An 18540-nucleotide genomic window follows, 5' to 3' on the forward strand; every position below is an offset into this window, starting at 1 on the left:
GAGTGCGGAGGGCAATCTGATAGGGGTGGGCGCTAGTTCCGGTCGCCACGCGAGCACCTCTTACCCCCCCGTCGTGGGCCCCGTCGGCCCCCCCCCCGCCCCGGGCCCGCCGAAAATCCGCGGCCCGGCCTGCGAGCGCCCGCTAGGGTCTGTCCGGGCACCCCGGCCGCACATCCACGGAGGAGTTCCGCGATGCCCGAGCTGCACCCCCACTACGAGCCCTACGCACAAGGCCTGCTGGACGTCGGAGACGGGCAGCGGATGCACTGGAACGCCTCCGGCAACCCGGCGGGCAAACCCGCCGCGATCGTGCACGGCGGGCCCGGGTCCGGCCACCGGCCGGGCGCCCGGCGGTACTTCGACCCCGAGCGGTACCACGTGGTCCAGTTCGACCAGCGCGGCTGCGGACAGAGCCTGCCGCACGCCGCCGACCCGACGACCGGGCTGGAGCACAACACCACCGAGCGGCTGATCGCGGACATGGAGCGGCTGCGCGACCACCTCGGCATCGAGAAGTGGCTGCTGCACGGCGGTTCCTGGGGCTCGACGCTGATCCTCGCCTATGCCCAGGCCCACCCCGAGCGGGTCTCCGAGATCGTGCTCTGCGGCGTCACCACGACCCGCCCCGAGGAGACCGACTGGCTCTACCGGGGCGTCGCCCGCTTCCTGCCCGGCCCGTGGGAGGAGTTCCGGAACTTCCTGCCGGCCGCCGACCGCGACGGTGACCTGGTGGCCGCCTACAGCCGGCTGCTCAACAGCCAGGACGAGACCGTCCGGCGGGCCGCCGCGAACGCCTGGGCCACCTGGGAGGACGCCGTCATCGCGCACGAGGCGCTGGGCAAGCCGAACGCCTACAGCGACCGCCCCACCGACGCGCTGATGGCGTTCACCCGGATCACCGCGCACTACTTCGCGCACCACGCGTTCCTGGCCGACGGCCAACTGCTGCACGACGCCGGACGGCTGGCCGGTATCCCGGGCGAACTGATCCACGGCCGACTGGACCTCGGCTCGCCGCTCGACACCGCGTGGCGGCTGACCCGGGCCTGGCCGGAGGCCCGACTGACCGTCATCGACGAGTCCGGGCACACCGGGAGTCCGGCGATGACGGAGGCGGTCCTCGCGGCGATCGAGCGGTTCGCCTGACCTGCCCGCTCGTCCGGTCCCCTTGTCCGGTCCGTTTGCCCAGTCCGTCTGCCCAGTCCGTCTGCCCAGTCCGCCCGGCCGGTTCGTCCACGGGCGGACGGGCGGTTCACGCGAACGGCCTCCGCCTACGATACGAAGCATGATCGCCTATGTCCCAGCCGCCCTGTTCTTCCTGTTGTTCGGAATCGGGGTACTACGCGACCGCCGCCAGTTCAGCAATGCCGTCCTGCTCGGCATCGCCGTCTCCCTGCTCGCCCTCGCCCTGCTCACCGAGCTGCGCAAGGCGCCCACACTGGTGATGGAACTGGCGGCGGTGGCGATCATCCTGCTGCCGGCCCTCGGCACGGCGGCCCTGGTCTGGTTCCTGATCGCCAACGGCCTGACCATGATCCGCAAGGAGGGCAGACGGCCCGCCAACCTGCTGTCCCTCCTCGCCGGGCTGGGCATCCTCGCCGTCATCGCGCTGCTGCTCGCTGCTCTGGCCACCCGCTCGCCCCGGCTGGGCGTACTGGCGGGCACCGCCGTCCTGGTGGTCGGCTACATCTCCTTCCTGTTCGTCTGCTTCGTCGGCTACGCATTCCTCTACGGCCGCCACCGGCCGCGCCGGAACGTGGACTTCGTGGTCGTCCTCGGCTCCGGCCTGATCGGCGGCGAGCGCGTCCCGCCGCTGCTGGCCAGCCGGCTCGACCGGGGCCGGGAGGTGTACGACAAGCAGGCCGCGCGCGGCAACCCGCCGGTGCTGATCACCTCCGGCGGCCAGGGCCCGGACGAGAAACTGCCGGAGTCCCACGCGATGGCCGACTACCTGACCGGGCGCGGCTTCCCGGCCGAACACATCGAGCGCGAGGACCGCTCCCGCACCACCGAGGAGAACCTGCTCTTCAGCAAGGCCATCATGGAGCAGGCCAAGCCCGACTACCGCTGTGTCGTGGTCACCAACAACTTCCACGCCTTCCGGGCGGCGCTCACCGCCCGCAGGACCGGCGTCAACGGGCAGGTGTTCGGCTCGCCGACCGCCGCGTACTACTGGCCGAGCGCGACGATCCGCGAGTTCGCCGCCGTGTTCCTCTCGCACAAGCTGATCAACTTCGGGATCTGCGGCCTCCTCGCGCTCTGCGGGCTGCTCGCGGCCCTCTGAACCGCAGCCGACCCCGGGCCCCGGCCGCCGAAGCGACCGGGGCCCGGCCTTACCTTCAGCCGAACCTCCGTCAGGTCTCCCTCCGGTCCTCCGAACCTCTGCCCAGGCCTCCGGTCATGCCACCGGTCGGACCACCTGTCAGGCCGCCGGGCGGGGCGCCAGGATGGCGCAGGTGGTGGTGGCGTGCGCGTAGAGCTTGCCGTTCTCCACCCCGACCACCCTCGCCTCGGCCGTCGCCATCGTCCGGCCCAAATGCAGCACCAGGCCCTCGCAGCGCAGCAGCCCCGAGTCGGCGAACAGCGGGCGCAGCATGTGGACGTTCAACTGCGTGGTGGTGTAGCCGATCCCGGCGGGCAGCCGGCTCAGCACGGCGCAACCGAGCGCCGAGTCCAGCAGGGTGGCGAGGTAGCCGCCGTGCACGGTGTTCATCGGGTTGTAGAGGTGATCGCCGAGTTCGCCCTCGAACACCGCCGTGCCCGGCTTCACCTCGGTCAGATGGAATCCGAGGGTGCTGCAGATCGCCGGCTCCTGAATCCGGCCCGCGAGGATCTCGTGCAGGATCTCCTCTCCGCTCAGGCGCGGGAAGGCGGAGATCGGCGGGCCGGCCGTCCAGGTGTGGGTCCTGGTCCGGGGCACCTGGCCCTCCAGGGCCTGCCGGCCTTCAAGGAGCTCCTGGCCCTCCGGGGACGTCGCGCCGCCGGGGTCTGCCTCATTCGTCGTCATGGGATCAACCTGCCTTGTTCGCGCACGCCCCTCAAGTGCCTTCCGGGTACGGCCGGCGCGCGGCCCCCGGACATCGGACCATGGCGGTCCACGCCATGGCGGGGCGGTGGACCTCGGGTGGCCGTCACATGGCACCGGGGCGCGGGGCGCGCCACGCTGCACGGCATCCGCCCCCACTCCTCCCCCACCCAGGAGCCCCCATGCCTCTCCGTCCTGCCGCCGCCGCGTTGCTGACGGCCGCCGCACTCGCGATCGGCACCACCGCACCCGCCCCGGCTGCGGCCGACACCGTGAGCGGAACCTTCCAGCAGGTCACCGGATTCGGCGCCAATCCGGGAAACCTCGCGATGTACTCCTACACCCCGGCCGGACTGCCGAGTGGCGCGCCGCTGGTGGTCGCGCTGCACGGCTGCCTGCAGACCGCCAACGACTACTACCGCAACTCCGGTTGGACGACCTTCGCCGACCGGTACGGTTTCGCGGTCGTCTTCCCGCAGACCAGCAGTGCCAACAACAGCCTCTCCTGCTTCAGCTGGTTCGACGCGACCAAGGACGCCCGGGGCACCGGCGAGGCTGAGTCGGTGATCGAGATGGTCACCAAGGCCAAGGCCCTGTACGGCTCGGACGGCCGGCGGGTGTTCGTCACCGGGCTGTCGGCCGGCGGCGGGATGGCCTCCGACCTGCTGGCCGACTACCCGGACGTGTTCGCCGGCGGGGCGATCGACTCCGGCCTCCCGGCCCAGTGCGCGACCACCCAGGGCGCCGCCTCCGGCTGCCAGAACTCCGACCAGGGGCTCACCCCGGCCCAGTGGGGCGACAAGGTCCGGGCCGCGTACCCGGGCTACGCCGGGCCCTGGCCCCGGTTGGCGATCTGGCAGGGCAGCGCGGACACCGTGGTCAGGCCGGTGAACGCGACGGAGCTGCGCGACCAGTGGACCAACGTCCAGGGTGTCGGCCAGAGCCCGACCAGCACCCGGAGCCTGCCGGGCGGCACCACCGAGGAGGTCTACGCCGACGCGGGCGGGCGGCCCGCCGTGGCACTGTTCAGCATCGCCGGGATGGGCCACGGGCTGGCCGTCAACCCCGGCGCCGCAGCCGACCAGTGCGGGGCCACCGGCAGCTACTTCCTCAACACGATCTGCTCCAGCTACTACACCGCGCAGTTCTGGGGCCTGGACGGCGGCACGGGGCCCACCAACCCCGGTCTGCCCGCCCCGACCGGGCTGACCGCGACCCCGGCGGGCCAGAGCTCGATCGTCCTCGCCTGGCAGGCCGTCAGCGGGGCCGCCTCCTACCAGGTCTACCGGGACGGCACGATGGCGGGCAGTGCCACCGGCCCGTCCTTCACCGACACCGGGCTCGCCCCCGGCACGTCGTACGGCTACACCGTGGCGGCGGTCGACCCGTCGGGCGCGGTGGGCACCCGATCGGCGGCGGTGACGGCGACCACCGGCGGCGGCGCCGCGCAGTGCTTCACCGACAGCAACTACAACCAGGTCCGGGCCGGGCGGGCCACCCAGAGCGGCGGCCTGACCTACGCACTCGGCTCGGGCCAGAGCATGGGCCTCTGGAACACCTTCGTGACGCACACCCTGAAGCAGACCGGCCCGGGCTACTTCGTGCTCGCCGACGGCCAGTGCTGAGCGGGCGAAACCCGACCTCCGGCTCATCCGTCCCCCTCTCCCGGGCGCAGCCCCGCCTCTCCTGAGCGCAGCCCGGCGAACAGGTCGGTCTCGGACCCCTCGCCCTCGACCGGCACCAGGCTCCGGGCGAGGTGGTAGTCCTCCGTCGGCCAGACCTCGCGCTCGATGTCCCGTGGGTGGGCCATGAACGCGACCCCGGGCTCGATCTGGGTGGCGGGGGGGGGGGGGGGCGGGGGGTGGGGGAGGGGGGGGGGTCTCTTTGGGGAAGGGGGGCCCGCGGACCAGGGCGGCCACCGCCGCGACCGCACCACGGCCCGCGCCGCGCGTCGTCCGTCCAGTCCGGAAGCCCGGAAGCCCGGCAACCCTGCGCCCAGGCCGCCTGCTCGCCGCCCCCGGGCCGCCCGCCGAGGGCGGCGTTACGCTGAGACGACCAGATCGGTCCTCGCGGCCCCCGCTGCGCACTCAAGGGGGTGGGGCCAGTGCCGGCGTCCCCGACCAGCCCCCCGACCGGCGGTCCGAGCGACCGTCCGACGGGTTCCGGTGCGGGCGAGAAGGGCCTGAAGAGTGGCGCCCTGGGCCTGCTGTCCTCGGTGTGCATCGGTCTCGCCTCCACCGCCCCCGCCTACAGCCTGGCCGCGACCCTCGGCATCGTCGTGGTCGGGGTCGGCCTCCAGGCGCCCGTCGTCACCGTCCTGGCGTTCATCCCGATGCTGCTGATCGCCTACGCCTACAAGGAGCTCAACGCCGCCGACCCGGACTGCGGCACCACCTTCACCTGGGCCGCCCGGGCGTTCGGCCCGCGCACCGGCTGGATGGGCGGCTGGGGCATCGTCGTCGCCGACGTCATCGTGATGGCCAACCTGGCGCAGATCGCCGGGGTGTACGGCTTCCGGCTGGTCGGCCTGGACTCGCTCGCGGACAGCCGGGTGTGGACGACCAGCGCCGGGGTGCTGTGGATCGTCCTGATGACCGCGATCTGCTACGTCGGCATCGAGCTGTCCGCCACCCTCCAGCGCCGGCTGCTGGCCGTCGAGGTGGTGATGCTGGTCGCCTTCTCGCTCACCGCGCTCGTCAAGGCGTACGGCTCCGCCGCGCCCCCGACGGCCATCCCCGTCGACGCGTCCTGGTTCAACCCGTTCAACGTGCCCTCGACCTCGGCGTTCACCGCCGGCATGCTGGCCGCGGTCTTCATCTACTGGGGCTGGGACACTGCCGTGTCCGTCAACGAGGAGACCGCCGACTCCGCGCGCACCCCCGGCCGCGCGGCCGTCATCTCCACCGTGCTGCTGCTCCTCATCTACGTCCTGGTCGCGACCTCGGCGCAGTCCTTCGCCGGGGTCGGCACGGACGGCATCGGGCTCGGCAACCCGGCCCACTCGGGGGACGTGCTGTCCGGCCTCGGTGACGCGGTGTTCGGCACCACCGGGATCGGCGCGGTGCTCAGCCGGCTGCTGATCCTGATGGTGCTGACCTCGGCCGCCGCCTCCACCCAGACGACGATCCTGCCCACCGCCCGCACCACCTTCTCGATGGCCACCCACCGGGCCATCCCGACCGGCTTCGCCCGGGTGCACCCGCGCCACCGGACCCCGACCTGGTCGACGGTCGCCATGGGCCTGGCGTCGATCGCCTTCTACGTCCTGCTCACCGCGATCAGCGGCAACGTGCTGGCCGACTCGATCGCCTCGGTCGGCCTCGGCATCGCCTTCTACTACGGCCTGACCGGCTTCGCCTGCGTCTGGTACTACCGCCGGGTCCTCACCCGCAGCGTCCGGGACTTCGTCTTCAAGGGCGTGCTGCCGCTGGCCGGCGGCCTGATGCTGCTGTACTTCTTCGCCTACGGCGCCTTCGACGTCTACGCCGACCCGGACTACGGTGCCACCTCGATCGACCTGCCGGGCATCGGCCGGGTCGGCGGGGTGACGGTGATCGGGCTGGGCGCGCTGCTGCTCGGCGCGGTGCTGATGCTGGTGCAGCGGCTGGTGCAGGGGTCCTGGTTCCGCCACCCGGACGTCCCGGTGAGCGCCGCCGACCCGGCCTCCGCGCCCTGAGTCCAGAACCGGCCGGTTCTGACGTTTCCTTGACGCGCAGTCACGTGTAAAGGGCGAGCAAAGCAGGCATATAGTTCGGGCAAAACATCATGGTGGGAGGGCTCGGATGGAGACGACGCTGGAACCGGACTGGCGCACGCTCGGCGTCCTGGGCGCGGCCCGGGGCGCGCGCGGCGGGGGTGACGGCCGCCTCGGGACGGAACACCTGCTGGCCGCCGTCGCCGGGGCGAAGGGCCCGGCCGGTGAGGCCCTGTCGGCCGCCGGGGCGACCGCGACCGCCCTGCTCGCCGTCCTGCGAGACCGCCAGGGCGGGGTCGACACGGCACGCTGGGGCTCGGACGACGGGGCCGGTGCGAGCGTGCCGGCCCGCGACGTGCTCGGCCCGACCGGGGAGCGCGGCCTGCTGCTCAGCGGCGCCGCCGCCCGCGCCCTGGCCGGCGCCATGGAGCGGGCCCGGCAGGACGGCGAGCGGAAGTTCAGCGCAGAACACCTGTTGCGCGCCCTGCTCGCCGATCCGCACGCCCGGGCCGCCGAACTGCTGCACGCGGCGGGCGTCGCGCCGGGAGCGGTACTGGAGCGACTGGCGGTGCCCGCCGGCCCCGACGTGCCGGACGGTCCCGGTGCCCCGGGCGCCCCCGGCGACCTGGACGACCTCGACCCGCTGCTGCGCCCCACCCGGGACGCGCTGCTCGGCCGCACGCCGTACCGGCTGCCGCGCTGGAAGCGGCTGCTGGTGCCCGGCTTCGCCAAGATGAACATCGCGGTCGCGCCGATGGCCTGGGTCCGGCTGGAGGTCGACGGGCAGGCGCAGCGCCTCGGCCGCCGTGCGCCCGGCACCGAGCACGTGCTGCTGGCCGTTCTCGCCGTGCACGAAGTCGCCTGCCGGCACCCGCAGTTGGCCGGTGAGGGCGGCGCGGACCCGGCCGAGCGGCACGCGGGCGGGGTGCGGCTGGCCCGGCTCGGCCTGGACTACGCCCGGGCCCACGCGGCGCTCACCGCCGGGCGGGTGCCGCTCGCGGCCGACCCGCGAGCGGTCGAGGCCTACCTGTCCGGCGCCACGGACAGGCAGGGAACCGGGCCGTTGGTGGAGACGCTCCTCTCGGAGGAGACCCGGGCCCGGCGGCTGGTCGAGGCCCTGTGCGGAGATCGGCTCGATCGCCCCTGATTACTACTGAACGGCGTTGGGACTAGGGGCTCTCTTTCGGATCACGTCGGATCAGCGCGCGGCGTCGGAGTGCGTGCATCGCAAGGCGGAGGAGGGAGTCCATGCGGAGTATCGGCGACCGACGACAACGCGGCGAGGTGCGTGCTCCGGCGTCGCGCGCCCGGCGTGATCCGAAAGAGAGCCCCTAGACCGCGGGGACCATCCCGAGCAGCTCGCTCAGGCGGCGGACCGTGGCGGGCGACTCGCGGTGCAGGCCGGCGACGTCGAGGCCCTCGTCTCCCAGGATCATCAGCAGCGCCTGCTCCCCGATCGCCAGCACCACGACGTAGCCGCTGTTGCAGCGGGTGACCACGTCGCGCAGGCCGCCCACGCCGACCTCGGCCGCGGTGCGCCGGCCGAGGCCGAGCATGGCGGCCGACAGGGCGGCGGCCGACTCGGGGTGGACGGCGGCCGTGTCGGCGGCCACCAACAGGCCGTCAGTGGTGGAGATGACACTCTCCGAGATGCCCATGACCCGGTCGCGGAGGGACTTCAACTCGTCGACCAGCACGGCGGTCGGTGTCTGGCTGCTCATGGTGCGCTCTTCTCACTCTGCTCGGTCGTCTCGGTACGCGCGGTGTGTTCGGCGCGGTGTGCGTTCGGTGGACCCTCGGAAGCGGCCGCCGCTCCCTCGGATCGGGCGGGCAGGCCGCCGGGGCCGCCCGGACCACCCGCGCCGCGTCCGCTGCGGACGCGGCGCGGCAGCGGCCCGGTGCCGGCCGGCGGCGGTTCGCCCGTCGGCATGCGCGGGGCCACGCTCGGTGCCAGGGGAGTGGGGTGCGCCGGTTCCCGGTGGAGCAGGTGCCGGGCGTCCATCCGTACGACGTCGAGGAGCACCGCGAACACACCGCGTCCCAGGGCGAAGCCGAGGTCGCGCGCGGTGCGGCGGCCGGTGGCGGCGGCCAGGATCTCCCGGTAGCGGACCGGGATCCGCAGCGCGCCGGATTCGGCCCGGGCGGCAGGACGGATCCGGATGCGGGCCAGTTCGCCGGGCGGTCCCCAGAGGCGGGTCAGCAGGGCCGTCCGCCGGGCGGTCTCCTCGAAGAGCTGCTCCGGCTCGATGCCCGGGCGCAGCGCGATCCTGGCAGGCGGCGCCGCCTCGGCCGTCTCCCAACTGCCGGGCGGGCTCAGCACGAGGGCGAAGGCCCCGTCGAAGGCGGCGGCGGTGCAGACGGCTTCGAGCTCGGCGGCGCCGATCGACCCCTGAGCCACCAGGGCCGCGCCGAGGTCGCCGCCCCAGGTCGGGGGAGCGTCGGCCGGCCGGCCGACGGACGCGGCCGTCTCGGCGGACGCCCACTCCTCCTCGCCGACGCGCCGGGACTTCAGCAGCAGGGTCGCGGCGGTCGGGGCCCCGGGGGTCTCGATCGCCGCGACCAGACCCTGCTCCAGGTGGATCGTGCCGCCCGGTGCGCTGGAGACGGTGACCGAGCCGGTGAACTCCGTCCGGCGCAGCGCGAGCAGCAGCGCGGGCACGTTGCGCGCGGTGGGCGGAGCCGGCGCCGTGGGAGCTGCGGGCATGGCGGGCGGAGCCGTGTCGTGGGACGGGTCGGTCATGCCAGCAAGTCCTGCGCGCGGTCGGCGGTCTGGCGGACGGCCAGCGCCAGGTTGGTCCGTTCCCGGTCCAGCACGGTGGCCAGCAGCAGGGGGTCGCCCTTCCGGGACACCACCTGGACGACCTGGTGATGGCGGGTGCTGGTGATCACCAGGCTCTCCAACTCGCTCTCCGCCCCTGCCTCGTATAGCCGCTCGCCGATCAGGTTGGTCAGCTCGGCGAGTTCGGCCCCGGTCCCGAGCAGCCGGTGGTCCCCGGCGGACTGGTAGCTGAGACCTGTGACGGCGTCGACGAGCGCGGCACCGACCACTCCGGGGGAGCCGAGCACATCGGAGAGAGAAGCTTCGAGTGCGCGCACCAGTACCCCTTCACATTCTGAACCCCGGTAGCGTACTTTATTCCATCATTTTCACGAGGCGACCACAACCGGTGACTTCTTGCTATTTTGTTCCTGCACACGGGAGTTCTGCCCGGAAGTCACGCAAAGGACGAACAGCGTATGAACATTGACGACGCACTCAAGGACGCGATGGCCATCGAGGGGGCCATCGGAGTGGCCGTGGCCGACTACGAGAGCGGTATGTCGCTCGGGTCCCTCGGCGGGGGGCAGCAGCTCGACCTGGAGATTGCGGCCGCCGCCAACACCGAGGTCGTTCGTGCGAAGATACGCGCCCTGGCCGCGCTGTCGATCGACGATGTCATCGAGGACATCCTGATCACCCTCGGCACCCAGTACCACCTGATCCGCCCGCTGACCCGTAGTCACGGCTCGCTCTTCCTCTACCTGGCGCTGGACCGCTCGCGCGGCAACCTTGCGCTCGCCCGGCACGGTCTCAAGCGCATCGAGGCCGCTCTCGACGTCTAGCCGAGGCCGGGCCGGCGGCCCGGGTGTCCGCGCCCCGTCCGGAAGGCCCGTCCGGAAGGCCCGCGCGGGCCGCGTTTCGCGCGTGGAATTCCGGGCGGAGCGAATGCGGGGCGTGACGAACCGACTACGGGGATCCGTCCGTGGGAATCGGGCCGCGAATATCGCGGGTGTGCGCCGACCATGGAAATGCGTGACTTTCCGATGACTGGGCGTCATATTCGCCCCGGCTGTTCCGGCCGGTGACGGAGCGCCGGAATACCGTGGTCGAACCGCCGGAGCGCCGGTGTTTCGGCGGTGCCGCGGAACCGGCTCGACCATGCCGCGCGCGGCACGAAGGCGCGCCGCCGAGCCGCCGCGCCGGACGGCAGGGGAAGCGGGGGAGCCCGATGGGTACCGCCGACGTCCAGCGCCAACGCCGTTCAGTTACTGAGGTTCTCAGGGCCGAGTCGGTGGAGCGAGTGACGGGCCGGTGCCGGCCGGACATCCCTCGATGAGGGGTGGCTGGAGCTGGATGTGTCGCAGGCCCCGGCGGAGGGTGCGGGTGAGGTGGTCGGCGTCGGTGAAGGCGGTGTTCGCCATCGGGCCGCCACGAAAACCTCAGTAGACTGATCGCTTCTTGATCATTTCCCGGTCGCCGCCGGTCGCCGCCGGTTGCTGCTGGTAGTTGCCGGTTGCCGGTGATCGCCTCTGATCCGCGAAAGGAATGGAGCATGCACGTCACCCTCGCCGAGGAGCTGATGCTGTTGTCGCTGGACGACAAGTCCGGTGCTGCGAAGGCGGGTACGACCGCCGGCTGGGCGGTGGCGGGCGGGTTCCTCGCGGACCTCGCGCTGGCCGGGCGGGTCGTGGTGGACGACGGCCGGCTGACCGTCACCGACCGCACGCCGACCGGCGAGCCCCTGCTCGACGGGCGTCTCGACCGGCTCGCCGAGTGGGCGGAGCGCAAGGGCGCCGGAAAGGCCAAGCCGGCCGAGTGGCTGGCCAAGGACCAGCCGACGGCGATCCGGGACACCGTCCAGCGGCTGTGCGAGCGCGGCCTGGTCGTCGAGGAGCGCCACCGCGCCCTCGGCCTCTTCCCGGTCCGCCGCTACCCGGAGGCGGACGGCTCCGTCGAGCGCGCCCTGCGCGCACGCCTGGCCGCCGTGGTCCTGGACGGCGCCGAACCGGACGTCCGCACCGCCACGTTGATCGCCCTCCTGCATACCGCCCGCCTGTACAAGGTGGCCTTCCCGGAGCAGCCCCGCAAGCAGGTCGAGCCGCGCTTCGCGGAGATCGCCGAGGGCGACTGGGCGGGCGAGTCCGTCGGCCAGGCGATCCGGAACATGCAGGCCGCCGTGGCCGCCATCGCGGCCGTCACCATCGCCACCACGGCCGCCACCACCGTCATCACCTGAGCCGGCAACGGCGCCGGGCCCGCCCCACGACTCGGTTCTGATGAACGTCGCAACCGTCGGGCAGCCTCACAGAACGGCGACCGCCAGCGTGATCGCGGCCAGCACCATCAGCAGCCCGAGCGCCACGAAGCCGTACTCCAAGGGCCTGCGTTCGCGGCCGTCCACCAGGACCTGCCGGGGGTCGGCCGGGTCGTAGCGGACCTGCACGTGGCCGCCGTCCGGCAGCGGGTGGCGTGGGGTGGACGGGACGGGCGAGAAGACCTCCACCACCCGGCCGTCCTCGGTCTCGAACTGCAGCAGCGGGCGCGGTGGCAGCGCGCGGTCCTCCGGGGCGGGGACGCGGGCGCGCACCAGGGCCTGGGCCGGGACGCCGACCCGGCGCAGCCGCCGCAGGTCGCGCAGCCCGACCACCCCGGCGAGGTAGGCGACCACGCCGCCCAGCCCGCCGAACACCACCACGGCGAATCCGGCCGTCCCGCCCACCGCGCCTCCCTGTCCGAATCGCCCCCGGACACCCCAGTATTGCCGACAGCAGGCACTCCTGACGCCCGGAACCCGCCCAGTTCACGGCGGAGCCCCGCCACTCCGGAAAAGGCGTGACGGGGCCTCCTCTCTCCGCACAGGATCGCGGCACCGTACGGTCTTGCCCGGGACGCACTGTTGGGGTCAGTATCGATCACGGCTTGGTCCTCCTGTCGGCGTGCGGACGTGGCTCGTCCGACCGACAGGTGCACCGACCGAGTCCGTCCGCGACCGCAGACGGCGATCCCATCGGGACGGCGCGATGCGCCGGAGGTCGGGAATGGCCGCGACGTACGATCGCGGTGAAGGCGAAGCGCCAGGCCGAGAGTCCGGCACCGGTGTGAGGGAGGGGCCAGGATGTTCGGTTCGCGGAAGAAGCTCAACGATCTGATGGCGCAGCTCAGGCCCGACCTGAGTCGGGAATCGCTCGGTGTCGGGCCCGACTTCCCGGGCGTCGCCCCGAACCCGTTCCTGAGCAGTGAGGCACGGAAGCGCAATGCGGAACTGCGTACGGGGGCGCTTGCGCTCGGCGTTCTCGTCGACTGGCGGGAGGTCAACAGCAATCCACGCGTGGTCCTGATGCTCGACGTGGAGACCGCCGGCGGCATCTCGTTCCGCGGTATCGCGGACGAAGACCTCACGATCACCGAGCTCACCCGACTCGCTCCGGGAGAGACGTTCCCCGTGCGTTACCGGCCGGCCGTCATGGACCACTACGTCGCCCTCGCCCGGGACGCGGACCCCGACCACGTGCAGCAGCTCGCTGACGAGATCGCGAGCCGCAAGCGGACCTGACCTGAAGTCATTGGCCGGATCCCTGGAAGCCTGTTGAAGATCTTGCTCTGGCTGCCCAAGCCGGGCGCGCTTTCAACATCTTCGTCAGGTAGCGGTCAGCCAAGAGACCCCGCCACTCCGGCAAGGGGTGGCGGGGTCTCAGGGCAACACACCGACGTCAGACGTTTCCGAACTCGCCGGTACGGACGGCGGCGACGAAGGGCGACCAGGCATCGGCCGGGAACATGAGGGTAGGTCCCTCAGGGTCCTTGGAGTCGCGGACGGGCATCACACCGGGGAAGCCGGGAGCCACCTCGATGCAGTTGCCGCCTTGCTGGCTGAAACTCGACTTCACCCACTGGGCAGCGAGCAAGTTGATGTCGGACATTCGATCCCCTTCCGAGCAGCGCGCATCCATTCGAGAGTCGCTGTCTCGGCCAGCGCTCCCACCTGAAGGCGATCGTACTGTTTCCTCCAGGTGGACAGCCTCTCAGTATCTCGTTCCAGGTGGCTGCGACCCTCAGACTCCGAATAGCCCAGGAAGGACTGATCCGGGAGGGTAAGGAGCACCATCGGTAAGGCGAACGGCCGGTCTTCCCCCAGCGCAAACGGCGCAACTTGAAGGATGACGTTGTTCACGGCGTACAGCGTCTCCAGGTGGGTAAGTTGCGCCTGCATCACATCTCGCCCTCCGATGATGCGCCGCAGGCAGCTCTCGTCGAGTACTGCGTGTACGAGTGGGGGTCGCTTTCGCCTCACCAGCTCCTGCCTCGCGAGCAGGAACGTGACCCGCTCGTCCGCCTGTTCCTGCGTGATCGCGCCTCTTCGAACATCACCGACCGCCAACGCCCTCGCGTACGCCTCGATTTGGAACAGGCCCGGCACGATACCCGCTTCGTAGATCCTTATCTCAGCGGCGTTCTGCTCCTGGGTCGCGAACTCGGGGAAGCCATCCAACAGTGCCGAGTGCTTGGCTTGAAGCCACATGAGGAGCAGGGTGCCACCCGTATCAAGCACCCGATCAACGTCGCGGGCAAAAGCTTCACTTGGCGGTGTCCGATCCGGCGGGGCAAGTTCAGCGTAGGAGACGTAGGAGGGGTCAACCCCAACAAGCTTTGCCAGTTTGGCCTGGGTCATCCCAGCTGCCTCGCGCGACCTGCGGAGTTGTACTCCGAAAGGTGCCCACGGGCCTGACGTTGGATCAAGCTCCTTGCGGTTCACCATGCTTCACCAACCTGCCGAGTGGTCGCTTCAAGTTTCAGATCCGCTTCCGATCGTAGGTGCAGGCGCGCCACCATGGCTACAGCAAGTGAGACGCCAAGTGCGAAGCGCTACGGAGACCCTCATGTCCGAAGATCCGAAATCCGCGCTGCCCGACTTCGTTCGCAACGAGGTGGTGCAGGACCTGAAGCACCGTGACGCCGACGGCAAGCCGAAGGAGGGGGTCTTCATGGAGATCCTCTGCGGGGCGGCCTTCCTGAGGCCGATCGGCGGGGGACAGGAGTGGACGACCAAGCCCGACCAGCTGCGACGGTGCGACCCCCGGGAGATCGCGCCCGGATCCGGGTGCAACCCTCACCGCCGGCCGCTCTCGTGACCGTCGAACTGGTCGCCGCAACGGGCGTCTTGGCGGGCATCGCCGCCGCGCAACGCCCTCTTCGATGTACCCCTGAGGGGCTGGCCGCGATCCGAGTTCGTATGGGGCTCAAGGCCGAACTGGTCGCCCGGCCGCAGCGCGAGCCGGGCGGCGGGCGCGAGTGGATGGTGGTCACCCCGGCCGGCGTGTGGTGCGGGTGGGAACCGGACCCGCCGGACTGACAGGCTCCCGTCGTCGCAGCGTGAGCGCTCATCCTCTGCGACGACGGGGTTCAACGCCCGTCCGCGAAAGACGGCCGCGGACGGGTGAGTACCGGCGGGCCTACTTCCCTGCCGGTCGGCTCCGAGGGCGTGTTGGTGCCGGGCCCTCGTCGAGCCACACCGCTCCCCGCCAGTCACCCCCCTTCTGGCGGGGAGCGGCCGTCCCCCTTGATCACCGGCCGGTGGAGTCCTGATCCTCCGGCCGGAACCCCCGCCCTGGAGCCGTTACACGTCACGGACGGACAACCAGGGCGGGCCTGAAACTCCCGCCCCCGGTGACCCCGGGGGCGGGAGCCGGCTCTGTGGGGGCCGGGCAGCACGTCGCTGGCTCACGGGTGCCTCCGTCCGGTCGGCGACGTGTGACATCAATCGTGAATGAAACAAATCGGCTTAATTCATAGATCAGTTCAGGGAGGAAGACCATGACTGACCTCGGCCTGCCGGCTGTACCGCCCCGCAGCGACCTGTCGATGGGCGACGGACTCGCCTTCGCCGCCCGCGGCCACCACTTCACGGCCGCACCGGGAACCGACATCCAGGAACTCGCCCAACGGTCCACCGAACCCCTGTCCGCAATCCTCCAGGTCACGAAGCGCTGTGACTTCGACTGCTCGTTCTGCTCGGAAGTCCTCCAGCTGCCGGACCCGAAGCTGACGCAGCTGGAGACCATGAGGGACCACCTCAAGGGGACCAAGCGGATCTTTCTGTCCGGCGGTGAACCGCTCATGCGCCGCGACTTCGGTGAGATCGTGGACATGTTTGCGGACGATAACTTCGTCCTGGCCGTACCGACGAACGCCACCCACGGCCTCCAGCACGCGAAGCGGATTGCGGGGAAGGTCGCGTTCGCGAACATCGGCCTGGAAGGTCCGCGAGGGATCACCAACCGGGTACGCGGGGACTACGACAAGGTCATGCCCGGCGTTCGCGCACTCCAGGACGAGGGTATTCCGATCTCCCTGTCCGCAGTCGTCTACCGCTCGACCCTGGCGGCGCTGCCGTTCACGGTGCAGATCGCCGACGTTCTCAACGCGGGCAAGGTCAAGCTGATCATGCCGCTCAGGAAGGGCAATGCCCTCAACCTGGACGCGAATGAGTTCATCACCGATGGCGAGGCCAGCGAGGCGTTTGGCCGGCTCGGCGAACTTCGCTCCACCTACCAGTGGAGTCCCGCGCTTCGGCTCACCACGTGGACGCCGGAGAACGAAGGCCACATGATCGTGGTGGAGCCCACCGGCAAGGCCAACGCCTGGCCGGTGTACGACTCGAAAGACCTGTTCGAGCCCATCGGCAACGTACTGGAGGAGCCGATTCAGGAGATCTGGAAGCGATACCGCTTCAAGGAGAACCACTACCGGAAGTACCTCGGGGCCTCGATCCGCGCGATCGGCCACGGGGGAGGCGGAAGTGCTGCGTGAGTTCTCCAACCTGGCATGGCCCAAGACGCCCTACGCGGCCGACATGCGTCCCGTCGCCCGAAAGGTGCGGCTCCTCACCGGGATGAGCATTCAGTGGGCCGACGACGGCAGTGAGGTCGTTCCGATCGGTGCCGCTGCCGTGTTCATCCCCGTACACCGGACCGCAAGCCGCGAGATCGCCGCCGATACCCTGCACTTCGGGTATCGCAGTGTCGCCGTGGAACCGAACGGTGACCGGTCCGACATACCGGCCTTCGTGGACAGCGTGCTCGTCCAGGCGCGCCGCGAGGCCGAGATCATCGGGTGGCACTCCTTTCCGGATGACCTCCACGCCCTTCGTCCCCCGCTGACGGCTCCGCGCGCCGGTATCGACGCTGTGGGTGAAGCGTGGGCTGACCGGCCCCGCCGCGAACGCGGTACGGCTTTGTTGGTCGACACTGCCGACTCCGGCATGCAACTCGACAACGCGCTCACGGCTAACCGCCTCGACTTCGGCCGGGAACTCTGGCGGTACCGGTCACCGGTGGCCCTCCAGCAGGCATACGAAGAGCTCTGGTCCTCGGCCGGGCGGGCGACGGGCCGGGACTGGCACACCCAACACATCGGTGCGGCAGGGGTCATGTCTGCCCTCGCCGTTGCACTCCTGGCCGGCCACCAAGCCCAACGGCTGGAGTGGACCGGGGTGTTCGACGCGACCAAACCGCTTGGCCTGGTTGCCTGGGACGCGTTCCCCCTGGTACTCGCTCCGGATGAACGACAGGACTGATCCAGGGCATACCGTGGGCTCGGCCCGCGAAGGGCCGGGCCCGCACCGCTAGGAGCAACGTGATCACGGTCAACAACCTCTTCGATCCGCGACACTTGCCGCGCAAGAACTCTCGAACGTGTCGGGTGGCCTCGCTCGACGTCGAGTGGACCAAGAACTACCGGATCAAGAACGGGAATAGGGCGTTCTGTTTCTCGCTTGCCGTGCTTGATGTCCCGACCACGGACCCTGTGGCTGACCTTGCTCAACTCTCCTTCGGGTACGTCAGCATGTACGTCGAGGACGCTGGTGAGACTGGGGAACTCGTAGTCTCCGCGGCCGACACCATCGCCCGAACATTCGCGGACGCCGACCTCATCACTGGGCACCAACTATGTTCCGACCTAGCCGTGTTGGTCGCCAACCGAGAAAACGCTGAACCGGCTCTCGACAGTGCCCGAGCCGCTTGGTCAACCCGTCGCACCCCCAAGGATGAAGGCCCTCGGATCATCGACACCCGGTACGACGCCGGCCATCTGCTCGACGGGACCTCCCGGCGGCTGGTCGACGTCTGCACCGAACTTGGCCTTGACGTCACTCAGCCGGAACTACGCAGTACCTCGATGACCAGCTTGCACCGTCGGTGGCTGGAGAAGAACGACATCGAGGCTCGTGAGCGGGTCAGCGTCCTTAACCTCAGGCACTCCCTCTCCACCGCCCTCGTTGCCGTGTCTGCGGCTGGCCTCGGCGGTTGGGGCGAGGTCGGGCTCAACGTGAACCGCATGATCGCCGCCCACGCCGACGGTTGGGGCTGGCTCCAATCCCGAACCTTCCAAGACCTGTTGGGGGAACCATGCCAATCCGCGAGTGCAAGGTCGTAGCCGTCGAGGGAACCGCTGCGGCTGGAAAAACCACTCTGGTCCACGCCCTCGCGGCGTACTACCGCGAGCAGGGCGTCAACGTCGCAGCCACGGGGGAACCCGCGCGAGTGAGCCCCTTCATGGAGGAGATCGTTCTTCACGGAAAAGGCGAATTCGACCTCACTGTCGAACTCGACACCTTCGCTGCCCAGCTCACCACCACCATGCGTACGGCGCGAAACCACAGTCTCCTGATCACCGACAAGACCCCGGCCAATGTCCTGGCCTACGCCCGGATCGTCCTTGACCAGGATGACCCGCAGGTGCGTGCAGTCCTTCGCTCGATGGAGTCTCTCTGTAAGGCCTGGATGCCCATCACGTACTCCGCCGTGGTCCATTGCCGCGACCACTACGACCAGGAGGTCGGCGGCGACCAGTTCCGTGGCAAGGTGCTTGATCTTCAGAGTGCCACCGAGACGGCCGTCTACGAGGCGATCCGGGCCACCAACGTGCCGATCTTCGACCTCCCGCAGGGCCTCACCACCCAGGCCCGCGTCGAGTGGATCGCCAAGCACCTCCACCTCCTGGGCATCAACGTCCACTGAGGTGGCCTATCGTCCTCCTACGACACACCTTCGGAGGACCTGG

General features: G+C 70.6%; 22 protein-coding genes. 14 read left to right on the forward strand and 8 right to left on the reverse strand.

Annotation, left to right across the window (positions count from 1 at the left end):
* The first annotated feature begins 192 nt into the window (after positions 1-192).
* Positions 193-1146 (forward strand): prolyl aminopeptidase, encoded by a 954-nt coding sequence (gene pip / locus ACFVX9_RS21595; RefSeq protein WP_380487455.1) that lies wholly within the window; start codon positions 193-195, stop codon positions 1144-1146.
* A 139-nt stretch (positions 1147-1285) separates the two neighbouring features.
* Positions 1286-2284, forward strand: coding sequence for a YdcF family protein (locus ACFVX9_RS21600; RefSeq protein ID WP_063346039.1), 999 nt, complete (start codon positions 1286-1288; stop codon positions 2282-2284).
* 138 nt (positions 2285-2422) lie between these two features.
* Here the strand turns inward: ACFVX9_RS21600 and ACFVX9_RS21605 are convergent, their stop codons facing one another.
* Entirely contained in the window at positions 2423-3007 is a 585-nt protein-coding gene (locus ACFVX9_RS21605; RefSeq protein WP_380371106.1) for a hotdog fold thioesterase, read from the reverse strand.
* Positions 3008-3207: 200 nt separating this feature from the next.
* Here ACFVX9_RS21605 and ACFVX9_RS21610 point away from each other — a divergent pair, with 200 nt between their 5' ends.
* A complete protein-coding gene (locus ACFVX9_RS21610; RefSeq protein WP_387983042.1) occupies positions 3208-4650 on the forward strand; it encodes a PHB depolymerase family esterase in 1443 nt (480 codons plus the stop codon).
* Between the two features lie 23 nt (positions 4651-4673).
* On the opposite strand, the gene ACFVX9_RS21615 is transcribed toward ACFVX9_RS21610, so the two are convergent.
* Complete coding sequence (locus ACFVX9_RS21615) at positions 4674-4835, reverse strand: hypothetical protein (protein WP_387983043.1); 162 nt, start codon at positions 4833-4835, stop codon at positions 4674-4676.
* 294 nt (positions 4836-5129) lie between these two features.
* Between ACFVX9_RS21615 and ACFVX9_RS21620 the strand changes: the two genes are divergently transcribed.
* Both ACFVX9_RS21620 and ACFVX9_RS21625 read left to right on the forward strand, forming a co-directional pair.
* Positions 5130-6701 (forward strand): APC family permease, encoded by a 1572-nt coding sequence (locus ACFVX9_RS21620; protein ID WP_387983044.1) that lies wholly within the window; start codon positions 5130-5132, stop codon positions 6699-6701.
* Between the two features lie 106 nt (positions 6702-6807).
* Entirely contained in the window at positions 6808-7866 is a 1059-nt protein-coding gene (locus ACFVX9_RS21625) for a Clp protease N-terminal domain-containing protein (RefSeq protein ID WP_387983045.1), read from the forward strand.
* Between the two features lie 184 nt (positions 7867-8050).
* Here ACFVX9_RS21625 and ACFVX9_RS21630 read toward each other — a convergent pair whose 3' ends face one another.
* Genes ACFVX9_RS21630 through ACFVX9_RS21640 form a run of 3 tightly spaced genes read right to left on the reverse strand, consistent with a single transcriptional unit; the run spans position 8051 to position 9815 of the window.
* The gene (locus ACFVX9_RS21630; protein WP_063350516.1) at positions 8051-8440 is read right to left on the reverse strand and encodes a roadblock/LC7 domain-containing protein; all 390 of its coding nucleotides are present in this window, start codon (positions 8438-8440) and stop codon (positions 8051-8053) included.
* On the reverse strand, positions 8437-9459 hold the full coding sequence (locus tag ACFVX9_RS21635; RefSeq protein ID WP_387983047.1) for a hypothetical protein: 1023 nt from the start codon (positions 9457-9459) through the stop codon (positions 8437-8439). Before ACFVX9_RS21635 ends, ACFVX9_RS21630 begins: the two co-directional genes overlap by 4 nt.
* Entirely contained in the window at positions 9456-9815 is a 360-nt protein-coding gene (locus tag ACFVX9_RS21640) for a hypothetical protein (RefSeq protein WP_387983048.1), read from the reverse strand. The genes ACFVX9_RS21635 and ACFVX9_RS21640 overlap by 4 nt, the downstream gene beginning before the upstream one ends.
* A gap of 141 nt (positions 9816-9956) precedes the next feature.
* On the opposite strand from ACFVX9_RS21640, the gene ACFVX9_RS21645 reads away from it, so the two are divergent.
* Positions 9957-10322 carry a hypothetical protein gene (locus ACFVX9_RS21645; protein WP_063350519.1) on the forward strand — a complete coding sequence of 122 codons (366 nt, stop codon included), beginning with the start codon at positions 9957-9959 and terminating at the stop codon, positions 10320-10322.
* Between the two features lie 710 nt (positions 10323-11032).
* On the forward strand, positions 11033-11716 hold the full coding sequence (locus tag ACFVX9_RS21650; RefSeq protein ID WP_063350520.1) for a GPP34 family phosphoprotein: 684 nt from the start codon (positions 11033-11035) through the stop codon (positions 11714-11716).
* Positions 11717-11782: 66 nt separating this feature from the next.
* On the opposite strand, the gene ACFVX9_RS21655 is transcribed toward ACFVX9_RS21650, so the two are convergent.
* Positions 11783-12199 carry a DUF3592 domain-containing protein gene (locus ACFVX9_RS21655; RefSeq protein WP_380370079.1) on the reverse strand — a complete coding sequence of 139 codons (417 nt, stop codon included), beginning with the start codon at positions 12197-12199 and terminating at the stop codon, positions 11783-11785.
* A 396-nt stretch (positions 12200-12595) separates the two neighbouring features.
* Here ACFVX9_RS21655 and ACFVX9_RS21660 point away from each other — a divergent pair, with 396 nt between their 5' ends.
* Positions 12596-13033, forward strand: a complete 438-nt coding sequence (locus ACFVX9_RS21660) for a hypothetical protein (protein ID WP_380370076.1) — start codon at positions 12596-12598, stop codon at positions 13031-13033.
* A gap of 157 nt (positions 13034-13190) precedes the next feature.
* Here the strand turns inward: ACFVX9_RS21660 and ACFVX9_RS21665 are convergent, their stop codons facing one another.
* Positions 13191-13400, reverse strand: coding sequence for a DUF397 domain-containing protein (locus ACFVX9_RS21665; protein WP_380370073.1), 210 nt, complete (start codon positions 13398-13400; stop codon positions 13191-13193).
* Entirely contained in the window at positions 13364-14236 is an 873-nt protein-coding gene (locus ACFVX9_RS21670; RefSeq protein WP_380370070.1) for a Scr1 family TA system antitoxin-like transcriptional regulator, read from the reverse strand. Before ACFVX9_RS21670 ends, ACFVX9_RS21665 begins: the two co-directional genes overlap by 37 nt.
* Positions 14237-14357: 121 nt before the next feature.
* Here ACFVX9_RS21670 and ACFVX9_RS21675 point away from each other — a divergent pair, with 121 nt between their 5' ends.
* The 6 genes from ACFVX9_RS21675 to ACFVX9_RS21700 all read left to right on the forward strand — a co-directional run bounded on the left by ACFVX9_RS21675 (position 14358) and on the right by ACFVX9_RS21700 (position 18497).
* Positions 14358-14609, forward strand: a complete 252-nt coding sequence (locus ACFVX9_RS21675) for a hypothetical protein (protein WP_380370068.1) — start codon at positions 14358-14360, stop codon at positions 14607-14609.
* A complete protein-coding gene (locus ACFVX9_RS21680) occupies positions 14606-14830 on the forward strand; it encodes a hypothetical protein (RefSeq protein WP_380370066.1) in 225 nt (74 codons plus the stop codon). Before ACFVX9_RS21675 ends, ACFVX9_RS21680 begins: the two co-directional genes overlap by 4 nt.
* A 461-nt stretch (positions 14831-15291) precedes the next feature.
* Positions 15292-16287 carry a radical SAM protein gene (locus ACFVX9_RS21685; protein WP_380370064.1) on the forward strand — a complete coding sequence of 332 codons (996 nt, stop codon included), beginning with the start codon at positions 15292-15294 and terminating at the stop codon, positions 16285-16287.
* Positions 16277-17053, forward strand: coding sequence for a hypothetical protein (locus tag ACFVX9_RS21690; RefSeq protein ID WP_387983050.1), 777 nt, complete (start codon positions 16277-16279; stop codon positions 17051-17053). The genes ACFVX9_RS21685 and ACFVX9_RS21690 overlap by 11 nt, the downstream gene beginning before the upstream one ends.
* A gap of 59 nt (positions 17054-17112) precedes the next feature.
* Positions 17113-17913 (forward strand): hypothetical protein, encoded by an 801-nt coding sequence (locus ACFVX9_RS21695; protein ID WP_380370059.1) that lies wholly within the window; start codon positions 17113-17115, stop codon positions 17911-17913.
* Complete coding sequence (locus tag ACFVX9_RS21700; RefSeq protein ID WP_380370056.1) at positions 17886-18497, forward strand: AAA family ATPase; 612 nt, start codon at positions 17886-17888, stop codon at positions 18495-18497. Before ACFVX9_RS21695 ends, ACFVX9_RS21700 begins: the two co-directional genes overlap by 28 nt.
* The last annotated feature ends 43 nt before the right edge of the window (positions 18498-18540 follow it).

The sequence above is a fragment of the Kitasatospora sp. NPDC058243 genome (assembly GCF_042882025.1).
Taxonomy (GTDB): domain Bacteria; phylum Actinomycetota; class Actinomycetes; order Streptomycetales; family Streptomycetaceae; genus Kitasatospora.

Excerpts from the sequence above, each read along its gene's own strand:
- ACFVX9_RS21700 (WP_380370056.1), top strand. The coding sequence starts at position 17,886 with ATGCCAATCCGCGAGTGCAAGGTCGTAGCCGTCGAGGGAACCGCTGCG.
- ACFVX9_RS21630 (WP_063350516.1), bottom strand. The coding sequence starts at position 8,440 with ATGAGCAGCCAGACACCGACCGCCGTGCTGGTCGACGAGTTGAAGTCC.
- ACFVX9_RS21665 (WP_380370073.1), bottom strand. The coding sequence starts at position 13,400 with ATGTCCGACATCAACTTGCTCGCTGCCCAGTGGGTGAAGTCGAGTTTC.
- ACFVX9_RS21645 (WP_063350519.1), top strand. The coding sequence starts at position 9,957 with ATGAACATTGACGACGCACTCAAGGACGCGATGGCCATCGAGGGGGCC.
- ACFVX9_RS21685 (WP_380370064.1), top strand. The coding sequence starts at position 15,292 with ATGACTGACCTCGGCCTGCCGGCTGTACCGCCCCGCAGCGACCTGTCG.
- pip (WP_380487455.1), top strand. The coding sequence starts at position 193 with ATGCCCGAGCTGCACCCCCACTACGAGCCCTACGCACAAGGCCTGCTG.
- ACFVX9_RS21635 (WP_387983047.1), bottom strand. The coding sequence starts at position 9,459 with ATGACCGACCCGTCCCACGACACGGCTCCGCCCGCCATGCCCGCAGCT.
- ACFVX9_RS21615 (WP_387983043.1), bottom strand. The coding sequence starts at position 4,835 with ATGGCCCACCCACGGGACATCGAGCGCGAGGTCTGGCCGACGGAGGAC.
- ACFVX9_RS21670 (WP_380370070.1), bottom strand. The coding sequence starts at position 14,236 with ATGGTGAACCGCAAGGAGCTTGATCCAACGTCAGGCCCGTGGGCACCT.
- ACFVX9_RS21650 (WP_063350520.1), top strand. The coding sequence starts at position 11,033 with ATGCACGTCACCCTCGCCGAGGAGCTGATGCTGTTGTCGCTGGACGAC.
- ACFVX9_RS21600 (WP_063346039.1), top strand. The coding sequence starts at position 1,286 with ATGATCGCCTATGTCCCAGCCGCCCTGTTCTTCCTGTTGTTCGGAATC.
- ACFVX9_RS21605 (WP_380371106.1), bottom strand. The coding sequence starts at position 3,007 with ATGACGACGAATGAGGCAGACCCCGGCGGCGCGACGTCCCCGGAGGGC.
- ACFVX9_RS21625 (WP_387983045.1), top strand. The coding sequence starts at position 6,808 with ATGGAGACGACGCTGGAACCGGACTGGCGCACGCTCGGCGTCCTGGGC.
- ACFVX9_RS21675 (WP_380370068.1), top strand. The coding sequence starts at position 14,358 with ATGTCCGAAGATCCGAAATCCGCGCTGCCCGACTTCGTTCGCAACGAG.
- ACFVX9_RS21610 (WP_387983042.1), top strand. The coding sequence starts at position 3,208 with ATGCCTCTCCGTCCTGCCGCCGCCGCGTTGCTGACGGCCGCCGCACTC.
- ACFVX9_RS21660 (WP_380370076.1), top strand. The coding sequence starts at position 12,596 with ATGTTCGGTTCGCGGAAGAAGCTCAACGATCTGATGGCGCAGCTCAGG.